The following is a 21,977-nucleotide window of genomic DNA, read 5'->3' as shown; positions in this document are numbered from 1 at the left end:
GAGATCCGTAAAAACATGTCTGTGCGAGCGCCGACCGCCGAGGTCCGGTTTTGTGGGGCTACGTAACTCAGGTGTCATAACGGCTTCCTGTAAGAAGAGATTTCTGAATCGATCCAGCAACGCGAGGCAACAGGCCATGATCGCGATTTCTCAATCGGCTGCATTCTAGAAACGTCGCCAAAGTGCCATTTGGTGCAAAAGAATCGGATTCTATTGTGCCCGACATTTGAAAAATGTTAGACGCAGGCCATCGAAACCTTGATATCTATAAATTGTGCAATCTTCCGGTTCGGGTCTGACCCTGTCCGAAGCTCGTCAACCTTTTGACATCACTTGATAAACATCAGGCTCTGAATGAGCAGCTGCAGGACTGTCTCGCTCTTTGCGCCGCCGGCAACTCCGACGCTTTCGCTAAGCTCTATACTCTGACCGCCTCCAAATTTCTGGCCATCCTTCTGAAGATGATCCCGAATGAAGCAGAGTGTGCCGATGTTCTGCAGGATGCCTATCTGTCCATCTGGCATGCGGCACATCGATATGACCCGGCAAAAGGGAAGCCTTTTACGTGGATGCTCGTGATCACCCGCAACAAGGCGCTAGACAGGCTTAGAAAACAATCGCGTGATCGCGCCGTCGAAACGTTGAGTACCGACCTGGTCGCGACGTTGAAGGACGAATCGAACAGTCCGCACGATGATATGCAAGTGACGATGCTGCGCGATCTTCTGGTTCCCCATATATCCAAGCTTAAACCGCACGTGGCGAAAGCCGTCATTATGTCCGCCATCGAAGGATCGAGCGCCCGTGAAATCGGCGAGCATTTCGGCGTGTCGACAAATACGGCGAAAAGCTGGATCAGACGAGGCTTGCAGCGCGTCCGCACAGATTTCGAAAGATCTCCGGCGCAGGACCGACTTTACAAACTGATCAACTAGCGAGATGGGACCCCCCTCGCTTGTCAGAGCTGTGTAACAGGTCCCGAAAACAGGATCGGCCCCTCGGGTCCAGTCGAAGCTGACCCACCCGGGGCTTCCAGACTGACGGCAAGCACATCAAGCGCAGGATTCAGCACTTCGGAGCTTTTGATTTCGACCTGCCCGTTTTCCGCACGCTCCAGAAGTCCGAGCGAAACCGGTCCCGGTGCACCCTCCCGGATCAGCCAGAGTTGCAAATCCCCATCTTCGGGCACCTCTACATTGGATAGTCTGGCGACGACCTGACCGGTCTCCGGATTGTATATTATGGCAACCAGGGGAGAGGGGACATCAACCGAAAGCAGGGCCAGAAAGGAGGGTTGCACGTCTGGCTCCGCCGCCGGGGTTTCGACCAACGTGATCTGCCTTTGCTGAGGTGTAAGATGCAGCGCGATCGACGCAACCGCAATCAGGGAGGCGGCAATGGCGGCAGCCCGCCACAGTCTGGTCGAATGCGGTGTAGGAGTGGCCGCGGAAGATGTGACGTAGCGGACCGTATCCACGTGCTTCTCCGGAGCGATCTTTTCCATAATCTGATTGAGCAGGGTTTCCGGCGGCTCAATATGGTCGATGTCCTGGTCCAGAGGGGCCAGCCAATCTTCGAGGGCGTCGACCTGTTGGGAAAAATTCGGGTCAGAATTTATCCGTTTTTCAAATTCTCGACGTTCAGCGTCTGTCCCTTGTCCTGTCAGGCAGGCGATTATCAGAGCTTCGGCTCGAGGGCTGAGATCTTTTGTCATGATGCGCCTCCCCGATCAGAAACCGAGCCAAGTATCGCTTGGAGTAGGCCTCGAGATACGTCCGTTAGACCTTCGACACCCGGCTTGTCGTCAGCCAAGGTTTCGCCTTCCGATATTTTGTAGATAAGTGCTTCTCTGCGGGCGAGCTTGATGAGATCGGGCCAAGTGAGACAGAACTGTCTGTCCCGGCTTTTCTCAAAAAGACTTGTATAGAGAGTTGTCATCACATGGTTGCAATGATCGCTGTCATCGAGAATCGCCATGATGACTGCGTAAAGCTTCGGAGCTGTGAGACTGTAGAATCCGGGCATAGCCGCGCTGCCTTCACGATGTAAGCTGTCGAAGCATCCAGCAAGGCGGTTGTCAGCGTCGGTAATGGTCTTGGCCTTCTTGCACTATTTGATGAGCCCGCTGGAATAGGTTGATGGGCTTGCAGTCCTATCGTCGATGACATCAATTAATCTATATCAATTACGACCATAAGACCAGAATGGGTGCAAGGAATTTGCAACGTTATCGACCCTTATAATTGCGCCAAACACTCCTGCTGACTCGTATCTGCACTAATCCGAGCAAACGTAGAGCGAGATGAATGCCCCAATATCGAAGTCAGTTGAAGTTTCGACACGTTCCGGCGATGGGCCTTATAGCGGCGGTTCTAGGGTTCGGCATCACCGCGTCGGCGCATGATTTCTGGCTGCAGCCGAAAAGTTTCGCAGTCGATACGGCAACTGATTTTGCAGTCGATGTGATGATCGGCCATCCCGAAGATCAAATGCCTTGGAGCCTGGCACCGGAACGACTTATCGGCCTGCGAACTTTTGGCCCCGGTCCGATTCAGGATCAGGTCCAGTTCTATGAACCATCCGACGGTCACTTGACCATCAATGTGCAGGAGCCAGGTCTTTTCTGGCTCGCTATCGAAACTCAGGACTCGGTCAGCCGGCTGGAGTCCGATCGGTTCAACGATTATATCGATAAAGAAGGACTGACCGCGGTTCAATTGCACCGCATCGAAGCCCGCACGACGGACGATGCGGGCATCGAGCGCTATTCGCGCCGGAGTAAGGCCTTAATCGCTGCCGGTCAGTGGCGGGAGCGCCCTCATGATCATATCACGGACCCTCTGGGTCTGACCTTGGAGATCATTCCCAAAATCAACCCGATGACGCTCGACCCCGGAGCCGCGATGCCATTGGAGGTGCGTTACCGGGGAAAGCCGTTAGCCGGTGCGAAAATAAAGACAATCCGACTTGACGAAACGGATGTCAGAGAGCCGGTCATGACGGATCAGAACGGGCTTGCAGTGGTCGAGAAACCCATCGAGGGTCAATGGATGTATCATGTGATATGGGGTACGCCTCTCCCCCATTCATATGATCAGGATTATGATACTATCTTCTCCAGCATGACATTCTCGGCCGAATAGGGCGACGGTTCGGCGTATAGGGCTTTAAACATGAGTTGGCAGAGTTCGGTAAAATCTGTCGGGCCTGCCCGGCGCAGCGTCACACGGGTCATGATCGCAGATAGCTGAACATGTGAGCGACATAATCGGCCTTGCCAAGATCAACGCCGCTCATTCGCAGAATGGCGTAGGCCGTGTTGAGATGGAAGTAGAATTGCGGGATGGCCCAGTCCCGCACATAGTCTTCGGCAGACAGATCGAATGTCATGCCATTGGGCAGCGCCAGCTCGATCTCGCAATTGCCGCGCCCGTTCAAGGCGTCCGGTGGGAGAGCATCGAGATAAGTCAGGCTCTCGGCAATATAAGTCTGTGCCGCGGCAATCGTGACTAGAGTCTGATCCGGATTACGACCGATTTCGGTCAGACGGTTCAGCCGGTCCGGGAGCGGTTCATGACGCAGCCTGAAGAACGGTTCTTGCGCTTGCAGACAGGTGAAGCAGATCTGACTGGCGAGAGGAAACATGTCGTCGGCCAGACGCGCTGACATCAAGGCGTCCGCATTGGAGGGCGAGAGTTGCGACCGGGATTTTTCCAGCCAAGCCGTCAGGGCCCTCAGCATGTTAGTGTAGGTCGGGACCAGAAGCGGATGGCTCGGCAGCATTTTAACCTCTCAACAGTTCCCAGGGTGCCTTAACGCCACATCGATCCGCTAGAAACCAGCTTCCGGTCCGAATTTCACCCAATGGTCCTGTTGATATTAACGCCGTGGCCGACCTCAAGGCCCTGAACAGGGTTAGCGCGTGGCCCCTTCGGCCAGCGCCAACTCCTTCGTCAGCACTTGGCTCATGTCGCCATCGACATTATCGAGTACGAGCGGGTCCATGACCTTGCGCCAGAGCGGTGGGACATAGGCCAGTAAATACATGATTCCGTAGCCATAGGGCAGGGTCGGGACATCGTCGAAACTGCGCAGATACTGGTAGTGGCGCGACGGATGGGCGTGGTGATCACTGTGCCGGGCCAGATTATAGCTGGTGATGTTGGTCATCAGGCTGTTCGTGTTCCAGCTATGCTGCGGTTTCGCCGGCAGATATTTGCCGTCCGGACGCTTGTCACGCAGCAGGCCATAATGGGCGAGATAGTTCTGGCTCGACAGGGCTGTCACGGAAATTACCATGGCAATGATCAGGTACGGAATGACAGCCAGCCCCAGCCAGGCGATGACCGCGCCCCAGACGAGAATTTGCAACAATACGGTCTGAACGACCTCATTTTTCAAGGACCATTTTGCGTAGCTCTTGCGCGCCGCGCGCTTGCTTTCGATGCGCCAGCTGCGTTCCCACGCGCCCGGGATTTCACGCGTCAGAAAGGCCCAGTAACCTTCGCCGAAGCGCGCCGTCGCGTGATCGCGCGGTGTCGCCACGTCGCTGTGATGGCCGGTGTTATGTTCGACCCGGAAGTGGCCGAGAAAGCTTGGCGCCAGCATCAGCAGCGCGATCCACTTGCTGATCCGGTCCGGCTTGTGTCCGGTTTCGTGCGCACTGTTGATGGCAAAGGTCAAACCCCAGCCATGGCCGATTCCCAGACCGATATAGGCCCAGATCGGCCAGCTATAATTGACCGCTGCCCAGGCTCCGGCCAGCCATGTCAGATAGATGAGCGGCAGCAGGCTATGCACCATGTAGCGGTAGAAAAGCGACTGGTCGGCCTCGTCTTCCATCAGTCCGAGAATGTCGTTCTTGTCATCGCCGATCAGCAGGTCGAGCGCAGGCATAAGTCCGAAAATGATCGCCGTCGTGAGCCAGACCCAGCCCGGCTGGCCGAGCGAAACGGCGAGCCACAGCCCCAGCAAAGGCAGTGTCGGATAGGTCAGGGATACAAGCCAGAGATGGCGCTTCGCGGACGGGCGCGCTTTCAATGTGGATGTAACGGACATGATCGACCCCTTTATTGATAATCTTATCAATAGCAGTTTTCGCTGTGGCGTCAAGATAATCTGCGACGGCCTGTCATGGCCTCTATCGGTCCGTCTATGGAGGGATTAGAGGGGCGGCATGAGCGCGAAATCCCCACAGAACTCTCTGACCTGCGTTGCGGCCATTGCGGGTGCGCATGGTGTGCATGGCAATGTGAAGATCAAATCCTTCACGGCGGATCCAACCGCCTTCGCAGCCTATGGCCCGCTTCTGAACGATAAGGGAGAGATCCTGTTCACCCCCAAATCTGCCCGGCCCGTCAGCCGTTTTTTCAGCTTGGCGGTCAAGGAACGTTACACGCGCGAAGCCCTGGAGGCGATGAAGTCGACAAAGCTTTTCGTACCGCGTGACGTTCTGCCTGAAACTGACGAGGGCGAGTTCTATTATTCGGACTTGGTCGGGTTGCGTGTCGACACGGTCGCGGGCGAGACGGTGGGGACGGTGCAGGCCGTGCATGAATTCGGGGCGGGTGACACGCTCGAAATCAAGCTGCCAGAAGGCCCAAGCTTCTACCATCCCTTCACGCTCGAGGCAGTCCCGCAGGTCGATCTTGACAACGAGGTTATCCTGGTCGTGATCGAAGACGCAATAGAAGCTCGTGGCGACGGTGCACCAAAGGTCGACCCCGCACTCGAAAGCGACATGGCTAACGAAGATTAGCGGGATTTAACCCCAAATCGCCGTTTCGCCCTGACAGAAGGGGCCCGGATAGGCTATATTGGGATTGATGAGCATCAATCCCGATATCGTGACGACGCCGCCCAGACTGATGCGCGCGATCCGTGCGGCGATGGAGGGCACCGAATCCGTTCAGGAGCGGCTGGATGATTTCGTCGCGGCGATCAGTTCCTCCATGCGGGTCAATGTGGCCTCCATCTATCTCTTGCGACAGGGCGAAGAGTTGGAGCTGTCGGCTACGCAAGGCTTGAAGCGCTCCGCCGTTCACAAGACCCGTATGAAACCGGGCGAAGGCCTTGTCGGTCATGTGGCCCTGACCGCACGGCCCCTCAATCTGGCAGACGCGCCGAGCCATCCGCTCTTCTCCTATCGTCCCGAAACGGGCGAGGATCCCTTCAAGTCGTTTCTCGGCGTGCCGATCCTGCGGGGCGGGCGTACGCTCGGCGTGTTGGTCGTACAGAGCAAGGACGCCCGCAGCTTTTCCGAAGATGAAGTCGAAGACATGCTGACCGTGGCCATGGTGCTAGCGGAAATCATCGTCGATGACGAGCGGGTCGGCGGCAAGAAAGCGGCGCTAAAAGGCATTTCGCTCGCCCAGACCAAGCCTGAAACCCTATCCGCCAAGGCGTTTGCGCCCGGCCTGGCCCGCGGCTACGCGGTGCTGCATCGCCCGCCTGTCGCGCCGGCCAATCTTCTGGCCGAGAATATTGCGCAGGAAGAACTTCGTCTCGAAGATGCGATTACCCGCTTGCGGGCTCATGTCGATGCAATGGTTTCGGGTGAGGCGGCGACCCTGACCCGCGCTTCCAAGGAAATCTATGAGGCCTACCGCACCTTTGCCTATGACCGGAAATGGGTCGGGCGCTTGCGCGAGGCCGTCCATTCGGGCTTGACTTCAGAAGCCGCCGTCGAACGGGTGCGCAATGAACACCGCGCGCGCCTGATGAAGGTGCGTGACCCTTATCTGCGTGCGCGTCTGCATGATCTGGAAGATCTGGCGAACCGCATGTTGCGCTTGCTGTCGGGCGATTCCGTGACACCGGATATTCCCGACGATGCGATTCTGTTTGCACGCGAGCTTGGGCCAGCGGAACTGCTTGATTATGACCGCGACAAGCTGGCGGCGGTGGTTCTGGAAGAAGGCACGCTGTCATCGCACACCTCGATTATCGCGCGCGCCTTGGGTTTGCCGCTGATCGGGCGCGCAACAGGCGTTCTGGACCGGATTGAAACGGGTGACGACGTGCTGGTCGACGCCGAAGACGGTTTTGTTCATCTGAGACCGCTCGAAACGCAGGTTTCGGGCTTCCAGATGCGGCTCAATATTCGCGGCGAGATGAGCCGCGCCTATGATCAGCTTCGGTTTCGCCGGACGATTACGCGAGATGGGCTTGAAGTCGATCTGATGCTCAATGCCGGACTGCTGGTGGATTTGCCCCAACTCGATCAGGCGGGCGCGGACGGGATCGGACTGTTCCGTACCGAGTTCCAGTTCATGGTGTCCGACTTCATGCCGCGCCTCAATCAGCAGACAGAGCTTTATCGCAAGGCGATCATGGCGGCTGGTGACCGCCCGGTGACGTTCCGTACGCTCGATCTCGGCGGTGACAAGATTCTGCCCTACATCGATCCTGTGCCCGAGGAAAATCCGGCAATGGGATGGCGCGCCATTCGCATCGGTCTGGATCGACCGGGTCTGATGCGATACCAGCTTCGCGCCCTCGTCGCGGCTGGAGCCGGACGGCATTTGCGGGTTATGTTCCCGATGGTAACGACGGTCGAGGAAATGGTCGATGCGCGGGCCTTGTTCGACCGCGAAATCGAGCGCGCCAAAAAGCTCGGACAGGAATTGCCGTCCAAGGTGGAAGTGGGTGTCATGCTCGAGACACCGGCGCTGGCGTGGCAGATCAATGCGGTCTGCGACGTGGCGGATTTCGTCTCCGTTGGCGCCAATGATCTGATGCAGTTCTTCTTTGCCGCAGACCGGGACAATGCGCGGGTCGCGGATCGCTATGACCCGCTATCACCTGCCGCCCTGTCGATACTCAGCTATATTGCCGAAGGTTGCCGCATCAATGATACACCCGTATCTGTCTGCGGCGAGATTGCCGGTCGACCGTTGGAAGCCGCCTGTCTGGTCGCTTTAGGTTTTGATACATTATCCATGCCCGTGACCGGCATCGGCCCGGTCAAGAGTGCGCTCATGGCAATCGATGCCAGCGAACTGCGCGAGCTGATCCTGCCCAATATCAAGGTTACGACGCGCCTGCCGAGCCTGCGGGGACTGGTGCGTGATTATTGTCTCGAAACGGGCGTTCCGCTCTGAGACGCGTCGTCGTTTGAAACCTCTGCCATGAGTCACGCGTAAGGACCCTATGACCCGAGCCTACCTGTTTATGTCTGCCGCCCTTATTCTATCTGCGTGTGGCAGTCCGGATAGTGAAATATCCGCGACTGAGACGCCGGACGCCACCGTCGTGACGGCGCCGACCGAAATCCCCCCTGTCCCTGAGTCTGCCGCCGCCGAAGCGTTTGACGCCGATGGTGCTGTGCTGATCTTGGTTGACCGTGTCGTGTCCGAACCGGATGCCTGCCTGTTGATGATGTCTGTCGTCAATGGGACGGACAATAGGGTAACGGCCGGCCTGTTCGCCTTTGACGTGACGGGAAATGGTCAGTCGGCCGGCGCCAATATGTTCCCGCAGACGACCGAGGCTGGCGACGTCAAGACTGCGCAGATTGTGATGCCGGGCGCGGATTGCGCCAACGCACAGGTGATCGAAGGTGGCCAGCTGAATTGCCGGATCGCAGACACGGGCGAAAGCTGCGTCGAGGTCACTGAATTGCGTGACGGCGTGGTAGAATTTCGCACTGATGACTGATCCACTGCATGGCTGAACCTGAGGCCCCCGCCATTACGGTGCGTCTGCTATCCCGGATCGACGACGTAACAGCCGATGCGTGGGACGCACTGATCCCAGGGGCGGAGAAGGGGGTCTCCCATCCTTTTCTGACTCACCGGTTCCTGCATGCGCTGGAGGCTTCCGGCTGCGCACAGGCCGAGACAGGCTGGACACCCCGCCATGTCTGGGTCGAGGATCCAGACGGCACGCCGATTGCCGCCGCGCCTCTATACGCCAAGAGCCATAGCCAGGGCGAGTATGTGTTCGATCACGGCTGGGCGGATGCGCTCGAACGTGCCGGAATTCCCTATTATCCAAAGCTGCAATGCTCCGTACCCTTCACGCCTGCCACAGGACCGCGTCTGCTGTCACAGTCGCAGGAGGGTCGGATCGCGGCACTGGCCACCATGGTGCAGGCGGCGGAGCAGCTTGGCTGTTCCGGTGCGCATCTGACATTCCTGACCGAAACGGATCGCGCTGCCTGTGACAAAGTCGGGCTGCTGCATCGGACCGATCGGCAGTTTCATTTCATTAATCGCGATTATCCTGACTTCGATGCGTTTCTCGCCAGCCTGTCGTCGCGCAAACGCAAGAATATTCGCAAGGAAAGGCGCGAAGCGCAGGACGGTGTGGCGATCCGGCGGCTTACTGGGGACGATTTGCGTCCCGAACATTGGGACATATTCTACCAGTGCTATCTCGATACGGGCCGCCGTAAATGGGGTAGCCCCTATCTCAACAGAGACTTCTTTGATCGCATTCATGAAACCATGGCGGATGAAATCGTGCTCGTTATGGCCTGGATGGACGGAGACCCCGTTGCCGCGGCTCTCAATTTCATAGGGTCCGAGGCACTTTATGGTCGGAATTGGGGCGCGCTGGTCCACAAGCCCTTTCTGCATTTCGAACTCTGCTATTATCAGGCCATCGAAGCCGGGCTCGAACATGGTTTGCCCCGGATCGAAGCGGGCGCGCAGGGTGAACATAAGCTGGCGCGCGGCTATGAACCCGTCACCACGCATAGTGCCCACTATCTGGCGCATCCCGGCCTGGCCGATGCTGTGGGGGACTATCTGGACCGTGAGCGCAAAGCGGTCGACTGGGATGTGAAAGCCCTGGAACGGCATGTGCCGTTTCGTAAAGACGGGTGAAGCAACATTCCCGCCAAAGACGCGTTATGTCTGCATGGGAAAGGGACTGACATGTCTGACTGGCTGACGACGGATCCATGGAAGTTTGGTGCTGTCGGCGTAAGCGTCCTGCTCGGCGTCATGGCTCTGATCGGTCTGAACCGCCTGTTCGGATTGCGCAGTTTTTCCAAGCTGAGCGGCTTCGATTTCGCGATCACGGTCGCATTCGGGTCCGTTTTGGCAGGGACAGTGATGGCGGAAGATCCGCCGGTTGTACAAGGTGTGGCGGCTCTGTTCTTCCTCTTCGCCTTGCAGGCCGGGATCGCTTTCGCCCGGACACGCTGGCCTTGGGCGCGTGAACTGGTCAATAACAAACCAAGACTGGTCTGGCACGAGGGCGAATTTCTAAGCGAGCAGATGAAAAAGGCGCAGATCACACGGTCCGACATTGTCGCGAAAATGCGTGAGGCCAACGCACTTCGCATGGATGACGTTCTGGCCGTTGTCGTGGAAACGACAGGTGATATTTCCGTTCTGCATAAAACCGGCGATGATCGCGATGTCGATCCCGCGATTATGGAGGGCGTCATCGGCTGGACGGGCTGAAGCTCTATTTCGGCCCCTTCATGTGACCCATATCACGCGGATTCGATTGTCAGGCTGGCCATGTTCCGAGTTTGCCTTATAGCGGGGTCATGTCATTGCATGGTTCCTACGATTCCGAAAACGTCTTCGCCCAGATTTTGCGCGGCGAAATGCCTGCAGCTCAGATCATCGAAGAAGATCACGCCATCGCGATCATGGATGCCTTCCCTCAGACGCGAGGGCACTGCCTGGTCATACCAAAGGCGGAGTCGCGGAATCTTCTCGGCGCTTCGCCCAAGGATATGGGCCGGATTTTCGGGCTGGTTCAGCGCGTGACACAAGCGGTCGACAAGGCCCTGTCGCCGTCCGGCATCATCATCTCGCAATTCAATGGCGCGCCGGCCGGGCAGACCGTCTTTCATACCCATGTCCATATCATCCCGCGCTATGATATGAGCGACATGGCCGAACATGCTCAGGGGCGTCAGGCCGACATGAATGAGCTTGAAGCGCTGGCGGGCCAAATCCGCGCTGCGCTCGACTGATTAGGGATTCGTAGGATGAAATACTGGCTTCTTTGCGCGTCTGCGCTGGCACTTGTCGCCTGTTCCAACAAGGAAACGACCGAGGTGACGGAGCCAGTCGAGACGGAAACTGTCGAAGCGCCCGTGATCGACGCGCCGTCCGAGCCTGACACAGTCGCAAAGCCCTTCTACGACCTAGAAGGCCAGTACAACAAATTCGCCGAAGTCCGCATGTATCCGGACACGTCCTTTCTGAGTGAGAGCGAGCGCGCCGTCGTCAACAAACTGATGCAGGTCGGCCCGATCATGGACGACATCTTCCTACTGCAGCGCAATGCCGAGAATGATGCGATCCGCCGCCGCGTCGCGGCTACAGGCGACCCTAACGCCCTGGCCATGTTCGATCTGCATTTTGCCCATTGTGACGGTCTGGAAGATGATGCTCCCTTCATTGATGGGCTTGATGCCTGTCCTGAAGGTAGCGGTTTCTACCCGGTCGACATGTCACGCGAGGAATTCGAAGCTCATCTGATCGCCAATCCCGACGACCGCGCGGACTTCATTTCGGGATATACGGTCATCCGCCGCAATGCCGAGGGCGCGCTCTACGCCGTGCCCTATTCGGTCGAATACTCCGAATATATCGAGCAGATTGCCCGGTTGATGCGTGAGGCGGCGGCCCTGACCGAAGAGCCGACCCTGGAAGAATTTCTCAACCTGCGGGCCATTGCGTTCGAAACGGACGATTATTTCGAATCTGAACTGGCCTGGATGGATCTGGAAGGTGCGATCGAAATCGCGATCGGTCCGTATGAAGTCTATGATGACGGTCTGTTCGGCTACAAGACGGCCTATGAGATGTTCCTGACGATCAAGGATCCGCAGGCCAGTGCGGCGCTCGATAAATATAAGGCCTACTTACCGGATATGGAGGCCAATCTCCCGGTCGAAGAGGCCTACAAAAACACCTCGCGCGGGTTCGAGAGCCCGATTGCCGTGGTCGATCAGATCAAAGGTGGTGGCGATAATTCTAATGGCGTGCAGACCATCGCCTTCAACCTGCCTAATGACGAACGTGTCCGTGAAGCCAAGGGGGCCAAGAAAGTCATCCTCGCCAATGTGCTGGGCGCGAAATATGACCGTATCCTCTCACCGATCGGTGAACGGGTTCTGGTCCCCGAACAGGCTGCGCTGACCGCAAAACGCTGGATGAGCAACAATACGCTGTTTCATGAATTGTCGCATTCCCTCGGCCCCGGGGTCATCACGGTTGATGGTCGCGAAACTGAAGTGCGGCTTGAACTGAAGGATCAGTATTCCGGACTCGAAGAAGGCAAGGCCGACGTGATGGGGGCCTATAACATCCTGTATATGATGGAACGCGGCGAGCTGAATCCCGCTGAACGCGATGCATTTCTAGCGACCTATTTTACTGGGAAGTTCCGGTCCATGCGGTTCGGCACGGGCGCAGCCCATGCCAAGGGTGCGGCATTCCAGTACAATTATTTCCGCGAAGTCGGTGCCGCTGAATGGCTGCCGGAAGAGGGACGGTTCCGCCTTGATTTCGATGCATTGGCGCAGGCGGTCAGCGATCTGACCGGAATCGTCGTGCGGTTGCAGGGCGACGGCGATTATGACGCCGCCAAAGCGTTCATGGACAAATATACTGTGCTAGATACGGCTGCGCAGACCGTCCTCGGCAAGCTCGACGACATTCCTTACGACATCCGGCCCATCTATCCTGATAGTCTCTAATGGCAGAGATCAGTCTGAGCGCGCATCAGACTGATCTCCGTCGTGCCTATCTGGGCGGAGGTCTTGGCGCGTTCGTGTCAGGATGTGTCTGGCTTGTTGCGGCTGTGACGACTTGGCAGGCCGACGTAGCGACAGGTTACGTCACGCTCTTCTTTGGCGGTTTTCTGATCTTTCCGCTTTCAGCAGTGATTGAAAAGCTGTTTTTCAAGCGACCGGGACTGAAATCGGGCAATCCGGGTGGTGCTCTGGTCATGGAAACATTGCCCGCCATGATCGCGGTGCTTCTGATCGGATTTCTTTTACTGGACATGCGCCCGGAGTGGGTCTTCCCGCTCGCCGCCATTGCGGTCGGCGCACACTATTTTCCATTCCGCACAGCCTATGGCGATCGAACCTACTGGGTGCTCGGCGGGCTGATGATGGGTGTCGGTTTTGCGAGTCTGGCAACCGGCCACCCCGACGCCCTCGGTGTCGCCTTGGCGATTGCCGTCATCGAGATCGGCTTTGGTATCTGGCTGACGATCCGGAACCGCAGAATCTGAACAAAGAAGCGCGCCACAGCGGATGCCGGGCGCGCTCATTACGTCATTGATGGCGTCGTTAGTTCGTCTCGACTTCGATGCCGTCTTCATTCACGTCGATGGCAAAGTCCGGCTCATTGCTTTCCTGCATCATGAAGAAAGCAACCGCGAGTGTGGCGACGACGACGGCACCAATGATGAAGTAGAGTGCGTTTCCGCTGGGTTTATCGGCCATGAGAGTCCTCCTGCTTGATGGCAGAACAGTAACGCCGGGTGCGACAATCCGTTCCGATGTTCGATTAAAGAAACAGACGAGCGGCGGGATTGTCCGTCTCTTCCCACACCGGGAAGCCGATCGCGTTCAAACTGTCTTCCAGCGCGTCCCGGTCATTATTGGGAAGTTGAAATCCGCATAGAACATGGCCTTCCGCGGCGCCGTGATTGCGGTAGTGGAACAAGCTTATGTTCCAGCGGGCATCGAGTGCGGTCAGGAACTGGCCGAGCGCGCCGGGGCGTTCGGGGAATTCGACGCGGTAGATCACTTCCGCCACAGGGCCTTCACCGCGCCCACCGACAAGATGGCGCAGATGGCGCTTGGCCAAACGGTCGCCGGACAGGTCGGTCGCCTCGACGTCGGCCTCTTTGAGCGCCTGCATGACGGCATCGCGTTCTGACCCGCGTTTGATCTTCAATCCGACAAGCAGATGCGCTTCGGCAGGGTCATTGTAGCGGTAGGAGAACTCCGTCACGGCCCGATGACCCAAGGCTTCGACAAAGGTCCGAAATGCGCCGCGCCGTTCCGGGATTACGGCGGAGAACAGCATCTCCTCGCCTGCGCCCAGTTCGGCGCGTTCGACCATATGGCCGATCCGGTCGAAATTGACATTGGCCCCCGACACGGTGACGACGCAATCCCCTTGCGGGGCGTGGCCATCGACGACATCGCGCCGCAAGGCTGCCAGAGCGACCGCGCCAGCCGGTTCGACTACGGTTCGTGTAGCTTCGAAAATGTCGCGCACAGCCGCGCAGATTTCATCATTGCTGACCGTGACGCAGCCATCGACGACATCGCGGCAGAAGTCATAGGTCAGCGACCCGATGCGCCTCACGGCAACCCCGTCCGCAAAGCCATCGACATGGTCGAGCGTAACGGGCTGTCCGGCGGCCATCGCCGTCTTCAGGGTTGCCGCACCGCGCGGTTCAGCTGCGATGATGCGCGTGCCGGGAGAGACGGCTTTAGCATAAGCCCCAATTCCGGACACCAACCCGCCGCCGCCCGTGCAGACATAGATGGCATCGATTGTATGGCTGGCCTGCTCGAAGATCTCCTTGCCGACTGTGCCTTGCCCGGCGATCACATCCAGTTCGTCGAAGGGGTGGATAAAAATGGCACCTGTGGCCTTGGCATGATCCAGGGCTGCCTGACAGGCATCGTCATAGCTGTCGCCAACAAGGCGCGTCTGCCCGCCCAAGGCTTCAACGGCTCTGACTTTAATCGGCGGCGTAGTAATCGGCATAAAGATCAGGGCGTCAATGCCGTAATGGCGCGCGCTCATGGCGATCCCTTGTGCGTGATTGCCTGCGCTAGCGGCGCAGACCCCTTGCGCGGTGGCGATTTCGCCTACTCCGGCCATGCGGTTCGCCGCTCCGCGGATCTTGAAAGAAAACACATCTTGCAGGTCTTCGCGTTTCAAAAAGACGCGCCGACCCAGCTCCTCGCTTAGGCGCGGTGCCAATTGGAGCGGCGTTCGGCGGGCCAGCTCATAGACTCTGGCGGCATCGATCCGGGCGCGGAGATCATGGATTTCATGCCGCATTGCGCACTCGCTGTGCGACGGCCCTGCCGACCTCTGCGGTCGTCAGCGCCCCGCCCAGATCACCCGTGACTTCACTGGCGTCCAGAGCGCCGGCGACAGCGGCTTCAATCGCGCTGGCCTCCGCTTCAAGGCCGAAGCTCAACCGCAACATCCAGGCTGCACTTAAAATCATGGCGATAGGATTGGCCTTACCTTGTCCGGCGATGTCGGGCGCTGAGCCATGAATGGGTTCGAACAGGCCAATCGTACCATCGGACAGCGACGCGGACGGAATTACGCCCATCGACCCGCAGAGAACGGACGCTTCATCGGTCAGAATGTCGCCGAACATGTTTTCGGTCAGCACAACATCGAAGTCGGTCGGGCGGGTCAGCATATGCATGGTCATGGCGTCGACGAGCAGGTGCTCCAGTGTGACTTCCGGATAGCGGCGAGACACTTGCTCGACTGTTTCGCGCCATAGGCGGGAAGTTTCCAGCACGTTGGATTTATCGACTGAGGTCACCTTGCGCCGGCGTTGCATGGCCAGATCGAAGGCTTTGATCGCGATTCGCTCCACTTCGGCCTCGGAATAGCGGCACTCGTCATACGCCCCGCCTGCGTCCCGTCCCTTGGCGCCGAAATAGATGCCGCCAGTCAGTTCGCGCATGACTACGAAGTCGGTTCCTTCCAGCCGGTCCCGTTTCAGCGGTGCGCGGTCCAGCAAACCGTCATAGGGTTTGCAGGGGCGGATATTGGCGTAGAGGTTCAGCCGTTTGCGCAAGGGCAGGAGCGAGCCGAGTTCCGGGCGGTCCGCGCCTGTCAAATGGTCCCATTTCGGTCCGCCGACAGCGCCTAGCAAGATCGCGCCTGTGCGCTGGCAGGACTCAAAAGTTGCATCAGGCAGGGGCTTCTCGCCTGCATCGATGGCCGCTCCGCCGATCAGCTGCGCCTCGATCTGTAGCGAATGTGCGAAAACATCGGAGACCGTCTCCAGGACGAAGAGCGCTGCCGCTCCCACTTCCGGCCCGATCCCGTCTCCGGGAAGATAAGTAAACTGTATGTTCATCGGTTTGCCTCGAACGCGGCGATCGCGTCCGTCTGTCCTTCGAGATAGCCGAGCTCATCCACGCCCTCCATCAGGCAGTGGGCAGAGAAATCGTCGACTTCGAATGCATAGGTCCCTCCATTGCCGGGCAGATGAACAAGCCGTGTGCTCAGATCGACGCTTACTTCCGCGCCGGGATGGTCAAGCAGCCATTGATGCGCGCCGCGGTCGATCACAATCGGCAGCAGGCCATTCTTGACGCTGTTGGTCCGGAAAATGTCGGCGATTTCACTGCTGATGATGACCCGGAAGCCATAGTCCGTCAGGGCCCAAGGCGCGTGTTCGCGCGATGACCCGCAGCCGAAATTATGTCCGCCGACGAGAATCTGCGCGGCCTGAGCCTCCGTCGAATTCAGCATGTGATCGGTCGGGCTTCCGTCGTCGTGCCAGCGCCAGTCATGAAAGGCATGAACCCCGAGACCATCGCGTGAAGTCACGGTTAGAAACCGGGCCGGGATGATCTGGTCCGTATCGATGTTCTCGGCGGGTAGAACAACCGTTCTGGAGGTCAGCTTTGTGAGGGGCTCAGCCATAGGGCGTTTCCTTACCGACAAATGTCCGGATGGCCTGACCCACCGCGTCCGGTGCTTCATCCGGAACGAAATGACCGATCCCGTCCAGTTCGACGACTGTCGCGCGCGGTATCAGGCGTCGCAGCGGTGCCAGCACATGCGCGCCCGAAACGGGATCAACCGGACCCCAGATCAGTTGTACGGGCCCGCGATAATTGCGAAGCGCCGTTTCCCAACGTGGCCAGTGTTCGCGCCGCTCCAATATGTAGCGTTGCAGCAGATGGGACTTTCGCACGCCATCATTATGAGAAGCCCCGCGCCAAAGCGCTGCAAACTGATTATCCGTCAACTTGCGTCCGCGTACCGCGTCCATCTTGGACCGGAGGCGTTCAGCAGAGAAGAGCCACGTCAGAAGCGGGCCTAATGGTGTCAGAAGCAGTTTCTGGGTGCGGGTCGGGCGATAGGCACTGAAGATCAGACCGCCATTCATCAGGGTTAGGGATTTAACCCGTGCAGCCAAGGCAGGGCGGGACAGGATTTCCTGCGCGCAGGTCGCCCCGTAATCATGTGCGACGAGATGGAAACGGTCGACTGCGAGGTCGCCGAGCATAATCCTCAACCGGTCGATCTGTTCGTCAACCGGGATGTGGCGGTGCGGCTTGTCGGACAGGCCGTAGCCTAGCCAGTCCGGCGCGATGACGCGGTTTTTGTCGGACAGGGCCGGGATCACATCGACCCAGTCATAGCTCCAGGTCGGATAGCCGTGCAGCAGAAGAATGACGGCGCCATCGCCGCCTGTATCCGTATAGCTCTGGCGTAAGCCGTCATGCTCGAAATCAGCCGTGCGATCATACCAAGCCTCGAATGTCAGACTGTCGCTCATGTCAGACGGCGCGCAGTCCGGCGACGCTCACTACCCGCCCGGCGATCGCGCTCGCCGCCGCGGTTTCCGGACTGGCCAGAATGGTGCGCGCGCCCGGGCCCTGCCGTCCGGCGAAGTTCCGGTTGGATGTGGAGACGACCAGTTCGCCTGGTGCGGCCTTGTCGCCATTCATGGCGATACACATGGAGCAGCCCGGTTCGCGCCATTCGGCCCCGGCGGCGCGAATGATCGCGTCCAGCCCTTCGGCTTCGGCCTTCGCCTTGACGCTCTCGGAGCCTGGCACGACGATCATACGCACCCCGTCCGCAACGTTCCGCCCGCTCAGTACCTGAGCGGTGGCGCGAATATCTTCAAGCCGCCCATTGGTGCATGAGCCGACGAAAACGCGGTCTACGCTCTGCTGACCCAGTGTCTCGCCGGACCGAAGCTGCATATAGTCAAGCGCCTTGGCGTCCGCTTCATTGTCGGCGACAGGGATCGGCGCATCAATCGGGGCGGCGTGACCGGGATGAGTGCCATAGGTCGCCATGGGTCGGATAGTTCTGGCATCTATTCGCACGATCTTGTCGAAGCTTGCGTCCGCGTCGGTTTTCAGCGCGCGCCAGCGTTCCACAGCCGCGTCGAACTCATCGGGAGCGTGAGGGCGTCCGCGTAGATACTCGAACGTTGTCTCATCCGGTGCGATCAGGCCGCAACGCGCGCCCGCTTCAATCGACATGTTGCAGACCGTCATCCGGCCTTCCATGCTCATCTGTTCGAAAACGCGCCCGCGATATTCCAGCGCGTAGCCTGTCCCGCCGCCGACACCGATCTCCGCGATGATGGCAAGAATGACGTCCTTGGGCGTCACGCCATCCGCGAGCTCACCACTGAGCTCGATCGCCATGGTCTTGGGCTTGCGCATCAACAGGCATTGGGTCGCCAACACATGGCCGACCTGCGTCGTCCCGATGCCGAAGGCGATGGCGCCGAACGCGCCGTGCGTGGACGTATGGCTATCGCCGCAGACGATGGTCATGCCCGGCTGCGTCGCGCCCAGTTCCGGCCCCATTACATGCACTACCCCGCGCGCATCGCTCTCCCAGCCATGGGTTTCGATGCCGTGATCGGCCGTGTTGGTCAGCAGTGTATCGACCTGCGTTTCGGCCTGCGCGTTGACGTAAAGCGGATTGCCATCGGGCGTCTTCAGCGTCGGCGTGGAATGATCGATCGTCGCCAGTGTCCGGTCCGGACGGCGCACCGACAGGCCGCGTTCGCGCAGAACGGTGAAGGCCTGCGGGGACGTGACCTCGTGGATCAGATGCAGATCAATATAGAGCGTCGCCGGGTTGGCGCGGCTCTCCGGCGTCACGACATGCGCGTCCCAGATTTTATCGAAGAGGGTCGAGGTCACGCTATCCCCAAACCTGTGCAGTCGAAACGTCAAAGAAATCTAGTTCAAACGCGCGCTTATATGGCATAGCTGCGCGCGTTTTCTGTAGTTTCTGCGCCTTCGCTATAATTTGCTGGTTATCTGGGATATTAGGATTTCCAAAAAGGCCAACAAATAACTTAGAAATTGCTGACTGGGGAATTTGGTTGAGTATGTGGTCATCATTGTCGTCAAACGAATGGCCAAATACAAACAGACTGCCTCCTATCGAACTGAAGCTTCTGAGTGCTTTATGAAGATATGCGTTATGCATAATTTTATCTAGCTTTTCATGGGAGTGTCCTTCGGAGACAAATAAAGGATATTTTTCTTCATCAAGAGCAGACCGTATTTGCTCGACTATTGGGACTCTCGTCTTCGACCAAGTATACTTTGTGATCTCATGTCCTGCATCGAACAGATGGAGCGCACCATGCATATAGAAAACGGAAGGCGAATGAGCGGACTGCCATGACACATAAGGCGCGTCCTCGTTGCCTTCAGGATGCCGAAATCCGTCATCAGAACGCATAGGTTCATCATCAACATCGTCATGCATCAATGCCCAATACAGTAGGACATCATAGTTAAGAGTGTAGATTTTTCTGAAATTGCGCAAAAACGCTCGGCAGTGCCTGTATTGCTCGTCGGTCACGCTAAACGGCAATGGTGGGTGATTATTCGCAACCGAACTTGCTAGAGCATTTTTTACCTTTTCAATATCTTCAGCAATAACAGCAAATAACTCCTCTGAGATACTATCATAAATTTCAATGATGCTCTGCAATTTTATGAGAAATCTTATCACTGCTTCGAAGTCTCTCGTCTGTAGAGCTTCAAAGAGGTGAGGTATGTGTTCTACGCCAGTGAAGTCGGCCTTTGAGAACAAAGAACCATAGCTAAAAATGTTACGGTCAAACGCCATACTAAAGCCATTTCCTAGAAGAAGGCTTTTGTGACCGGTTGCGCGATCAAATGCTTCATCAATAGTTAACAACTGCATATTCCGCTTCAATGCTGCGCCGCGATGCTGGCTTGGCGCACCGCACGGCGTTCAATCCGGTTGATGACGTCGAGATAGGCACGAGCGCTGGCGAGGACCGTGTCCGTGCTGGCGCCGCGTCCCTGATAGCTTTCAAACTCGGTCGTCACGCGCACGGTGGCTTCGGCCATGGCGTCCTCGCCGCCGGAGACGCTGTTCACGCTGTAATGCTCCAGCCGCATGGGTGTGTCGGTGATCTGACTGATCGCGTCGAAGACGGCGTTCATGGGACCTTTCATTTCAGACACATGTTCCTGCGTGCGGCCATCCTGATGGCTGAGCGTCACAGTGGCCTTTGGCATGCGGTTTTCGTCAGACCCGGCAGAGACATAGAGGCTTTCGATCTCCCAGGGTCCGCTCTGGCCAACCGCTTCGCCCAGCACCAGCGCCTCGATATCGCTGTCGAAGACCTCCTTCTTCGCGTCGGCCAATTCCTTGAAGGCGACGAAAACGGATTGGAGCTGATTGTCCGACAGGGTGAAACCGAGCTTCTCCGCACGCGACCGCAAGGCGGCGCGACCCGAATGTTTGCCGAGCACGAGATTATCCGTGCTGACGCCGACATGTTCGGGCTTCATGATCTCGTAGGTCTCACGGTTGGCCAGCACGCCATGCTGATGAATGCCGGACTCATGCGCAAAGGCATTCTTGCCAACGATGGCCTTGTTGCGTGGCACCATCTGGCCCGTGATGGCGGACAGCAATTTCGATGCGCCGTAGAGGCCTTCCGTGCGGACGTTCGTGTCCAGCCCGAAGAAGTCGCGCCGCGTGCGCAAGGCCATGACGACCTCTTCCATCGCGCAATTTCCCGCGCGTTCCCCAATGCCGTTCAGCGCGCATTCCACCTGTCGCGCACCGCCCCGAACGGCGGCAAGGGAATTGGCAACGGCCAAGCCCAGATCATCATGGCAGTGGGCGGAAAAGATCACATCATCCGCGCCTTCAGTTTCGGTCGTCAGGAACCGGAACAGATCGGTGATTTCTTCCGGAGTCGTATAACCGACCGTGTCGGGTATATTGATTGTGGTCGCGCCCGCCTTGATGGCGGCCTCGACGACCCGTTTCAGATAGTCGCGTTCTGTGCGGATTGCGTCTTCGCATGAAAACTCCACATCGTCCGTATAGGACCGGGCCAACTCGACGCCCGCCACGGCGCGCCGGACGATCTCGTCCTTATCCATCTTCAGCTTGAATTCGCGGTGTAGAGGAGACGTCGCGATAAAGATGTGAATACGGCCGGACCGGGCAGGCTTGATCGCTTCTCCCGACGCGCGAATGTCGCCTTCATTGCAGCGCGCAAGGGAGCAGACGGTGACATCCTTCACCATCTCGGCAATCGCCTTGATACCCTCGAAATCTCCGGGTGACGCGGCGGCGAACCCCGCCTCGATGACGTCCACGCGAAGGCCTTCCAGCGCCTCCGCCATAGCGAGCTTCTGCCCGGCGCTCATGGAAAAGCCCGGGGCCTGCTCCCCGTCGCGCAGGGTGGTGTCGAAGATTTTTACATAACTGTCCGGCATCACGCCCGCTCCGCCCGTTTGCGCCGCCCGACCTTCTCCGCGCTCACGACGTTGTAGAGCCGCTCCAGCTGCTTGCAGAGAATGTCGAGATTGCGCGGCCCGCCAATATCCTCGATCCGAACGAGCAGATCGAAATCGCCGTCCACGCGCTGCGTGCAATGCACGTCGCGATAATCATAACCGCGCCGCTCGATGGTCCCAAGCGCCCGGATCAAGGTGCCCGACACATCATGCAGCACGATCTTGAGCGTGCCGGAGACACCGGAGGGTTCGAACGTCTTATCACGTTGGAGTTCGGTCATCTCGCCGCCTCCTTTTTGCTCTCAATGAAAACACCCAGAACAGCGACTTGTAGCGCTGCAAACAAGGCGATCCCGACAAAAAATGGAGGCATCCAAGCCAGGCCTACGGCGAGGAACACGGATCCGAACAACACAATGAGTGAAAGCGCTGACAGGCATGTTGCTGCAATAACACGGCCAACAGGAGTTAAATTTCTTAGTTTTTCCAT

General features: G+C 58.1%; 24 protein-coding genes. 10 read left to right on the top strand and 14 right to left on the bottom strand.

What is annotated here, in order from left to right; genetic code table 11:
- Positions 1–323: 323 nt before the first annotated feature.
- Positions 324–935, top strand: a complete 612-nt coding sequence (locus AB6B39_RS14985; protein WP_284372344.1) for an RNA polymerase sigma factor — start codon at positions 324–326, stop codon at positions 933–935.
- A 23-nt stretch (positions 936–958) separates the two neighbouring features.
- Here the strand turns inward: AB6B39_RS14985 and AB6B39_RS14980 are convergent, their stop codons facing one another.
- Positions 959–1,714, bottom strand: coding sequence for an anti-sigma factor domain-containing protein (locus AB6B39_RS14980; protein WP_371398652.1), 756 nt, complete (start codon positions 1,712–1,714; stop codon positions 959–961).
- A complete protein-coding gene (locus AB6B39_RS14975) occupies positions 1,711–1,977 on the bottom strand; it encodes a hypothetical protein (protein ID WP_284372348.1) in 267 nt (88 codons plus the stop codon). Before AB6B39_RS14975 ends, AB6B39_RS14980 begins: the two co-directional genes overlap by 4 nt.
- A 350-nt stretch (positions 1,978–2,327) precedes the next feature.
- On the opposite strand from AB6B39_RS14975, the gene AB6B39_RS14970 reads away from it, so the two are divergent.
- Complete coding sequence (locus AB6B39_RS14970) at positions 2,328–3,143, top strand: DUF4198 domain-containing protein (protein WP_371398651.1); 816 nt, start codon at positions 2,328–2,330, stop codon at positions 3,141–3,143.
- A gap of 88 nt (positions 3,144–3,231) precedes the next feature.
- Here AB6B39_RS14970 and AB6B39_RS14965 read toward each other — a convergent pair whose 3' ends face one another.
- Complete coding sequence (locus AB6B39_RS14965) at positions 3,232–3,783, bottom strand: DUF1993 family protein (RefSeq protein WP_284372352.1); 552 nt, start codon at positions 3,781–3,783, stop codon at positions 3,232–3,234.
- Between the two features lie 132 nt (positions 3,784–3,915).
- Entirely contained in the window at positions 3,916–5,058 is a 1,143-nt protein-coding gene (locus AB6B39_RS14960; RefSeq protein ID WP_284372355.1) for an alkane 1-monooxygenase, read from the bottom strand.
- Between the two features lie 118 nt (positions 5,059–5,176).
- Here AB6B39_RS14960 and rimM point away from each other — a divergent pair, with 118 nt between their 5' ends.
- The 8 genes from rimM (at position 5,177) to AB6B39_RS14920 (ending at position 13,215) form a co-directional block, all read left to right on the top strand.
- On the top strand, positions 5,177–5,758 hold the full coding sequence (gene rimM / locus AB6B39_RS14955) for a ribosome maturation factor RimM (RefSeq protein ID WP_284372356.1): 582 nt from the start codon (positions 5,177–5,179) through the stop codon (positions 5,756–5,758).
- Positions 5,759–5,825: 67 nt separating this feature from the next.
- On the top strand, positions 5,826–8,102 hold the full coding sequence (gene ptsP, locus AB6B39_RS14950; protein WP_284372358.1) for a phosphoenolpyruvate--protein phosphotransferase: 2,277 nt from the start codon (positions 5,826–5,828) through the stop codon (positions 8,100–8,102).
- 49 nt (positions 8,103–8,151) lie between these two features.
- Positions 8,152–8,658 carry a hypothetical protein gene (locus AB6B39_RS14945; RefSeq protein ID WP_284372360.1) on the top strand — a complete coding sequence of 169 codons (507 nt, stop codon included), beginning with the start codon at positions 8,152–8,154 and terminating at the stop codon, positions 8,656–8,658.
- An 8-nt stretch (positions 8,659–8,666) separates the two neighbouring features.
- A complete protein-coding gene (locus tag AB6B39_RS14940) occupies positions 8,667–9,830 on the top strand; it encodes a GNAT family N-acetyltransferase (protein WP_284372362.1) in 1,164 nt (387 codons plus the stop codon).
- Positions 9,831–9,881: 51 nt separating this feature from the next.
- Positions 9,882–10,415, top strand: coding sequence for a DUF421 domain-containing protein (locus AB6B39_RS14935; RefSeq protein WP_284372364.1), 534 nt, complete (start codon positions 9,882–9,884; stop codon positions 10,413–10,415).
- 89 nt (positions 10,416–10,504) lie between these two features.
- Positions 10,505–10,939, top strand: coding sequence for an HIT family protein (locus tag AB6B39_RS14930; RefSeq protein ID WP_284372366.1), 435 nt, complete (start codon positions 10,505–10,507; stop codon positions 10,937–10,939).
- 15 nt (positions 10,940–10,954) lie between these two features.
- Positions 10,955–12,673 carry a dipeptidyl-peptidase 3 family protein gene (locus AB6B39_RS14925; RefSeq protein ID WP_284372368.1) on the top strand — a complete coding sequence of 573 codons (1,719 nt, stop codon included), beginning with the start codon at positions 10,955–10,957 and terminating at the stop codon, positions 12,671–12,673.
- Positions 12,673–13,215: a DUF7010 family protein gene (locus tag AB6B39_RS14920; protein ID WP_284372370.1), complete on the top strand. Its 543-nt coding sequence runs from the start codon at positions 12,673–12,675 to the stop codon at positions 13,213–13,215. The genes AB6B39_RS14925 and AB6B39_RS14920 overlap by 1 nt, the downstream gene beginning before the upstream one ends.
- A 58-nt stretch (positions 13,216–13,273) precedes the next feature.
- Here AB6B39_RS14920 and AB6B39_RS14915 read toward each other — a convergent pair whose 3' ends face one another.
- The 10 genes from AB6B39_RS14915 to AB6B39_RS14870 all read right to left on the bottom strand — a co-directional run bounded on the left by AB6B39_RS14915 (position 13,274) and on the right by AB6B39_RS14870 (position 21,977).
- Entirely contained in the window at positions 13,274–13,429 is a 156-nt protein-coding gene (locus tag AB6B39_RS14915; protein WP_284372372.1) for a hypothetical protein, read from the bottom strand.
- 64 nt (positions 13,430–13,493) lie between these two features.
- The gene (ilvA, locus tag AB6B39_RS14910) at positions 13,494–15,011 is read right to left on the bottom strand and encodes a threonine ammonia-lyase, biosynthetic (protein ID WP_284372374.1); all 1,518 of its coding nucleotides are present in this window, start codon (positions 15,009–15,011) and stop codon (positions 13,494–13,496) included.
- Complete coding sequence (gene leuB / locus AB6B39_RS14905) at positions 15,001–16,059, bottom strand: 3-isopropylmalate dehydrogenase (RefSeq protein WP_284372376.1); 1,059 nt, start codon at positions 16,057–16,059, stop codon at positions 15,001–15,003. The genes ilvA and leuB overlap by 11 nt, the downstream gene beginning before the upstream one ends.
- Positions 16,056–16,631, bottom strand: coding sequence for a 3-isopropylmalate dehydratase small subunit (leuD, locus tag AB6B39_RS14900; RefSeq protein WP_284372378.1), 576 nt, complete (start codon positions 16,629–16,631; stop codon positions 16,056–16,058). Before leuD ends, leuB begins: the two co-directional genes overlap by 4 nt.
- On the bottom strand, positions 16,624–17,493 hold the full coding sequence (locus tag AB6B39_RS14895; protein ID WP_284372380.1) for an alpha/beta fold hydrolase: 870 nt from the start codon (positions 17,491–17,493) through the stop codon (positions 16,624–16,626). The genes leuD and AB6B39_RS14895 overlap by 8 nt, the downstream gene beginning before the upstream one ends.
- A 1-nt stretch (position 17,494) precedes the next feature.
- Entirely contained in the window at positions 17,495–18,886 is a 1,392-nt protein-coding gene (leuC, locus tag AB6B39_RS14890; RefSeq protein ID WP_284372382.1) for a 3-isopropylmalate dehydratase large subunit, read from the bottom strand.
- 1 nt (position 18,887) lies between these two features.
- Complete coding sequence (locus AB6B39_RS14885; RefSeq protein ID WP_284372385.1) at positions 18,888–19,907, bottom strand: DUF4917 family protein; 1,020 nt, start codon at positions 19,905–19,907, stop codon at positions 18,888–18,890.
- A gap of 8 nt (positions 19,908–19,915) precedes the next feature.
- Complete coding sequence (locus AB6B39_RS14880) at positions 19,916–21,466, bottom strand: 2-isopropylmalate synthase (RefSeq protein ID WP_284372387.1); 1,551 nt, start codon at positions 21,464–21,466, stop codon at positions 19,916–19,918.
- A complete protein-coding gene (locus tag AB6B39_RS14875; protein ID WP_284372389.1) occupies positions 21,466–21,768 on the bottom strand; it encodes an ACT domain-containing protein in 303 nt (100 codons plus the stop codon). The genes AB6B39_RS14880 and AB6B39_RS14875 overlap by 1 nt, the downstream gene beginning before the upstream one ends.
- Complete coding sequence (locus AB6B39_RS14870; protein WP_284372391.1) at positions 21,765–21,977, bottom strand: hypothetical protein; 213 nt, start codon at positions 21,975–21,977, stop codon at positions 21,765–21,767. The genes AB6B39_RS14875 and AB6B39_RS14870 overlap by 4 nt, the downstream gene beginning before the upstream one ends.

Origin of the sequence: Algimonas porphyrae, assembly GCF_041429795.1 — a bacterium.
GTDB classification, from domain to species: domain Bacteria; phylum Pseudomonadota; class Alphaproteobacteria; order Caulobacterales; family Maricaulaceae; genus Litorimonas; species Litorimonas porphyrae.
This window is presented reverse-complemented; position numbering and strand designations above follow the sequence as displayed.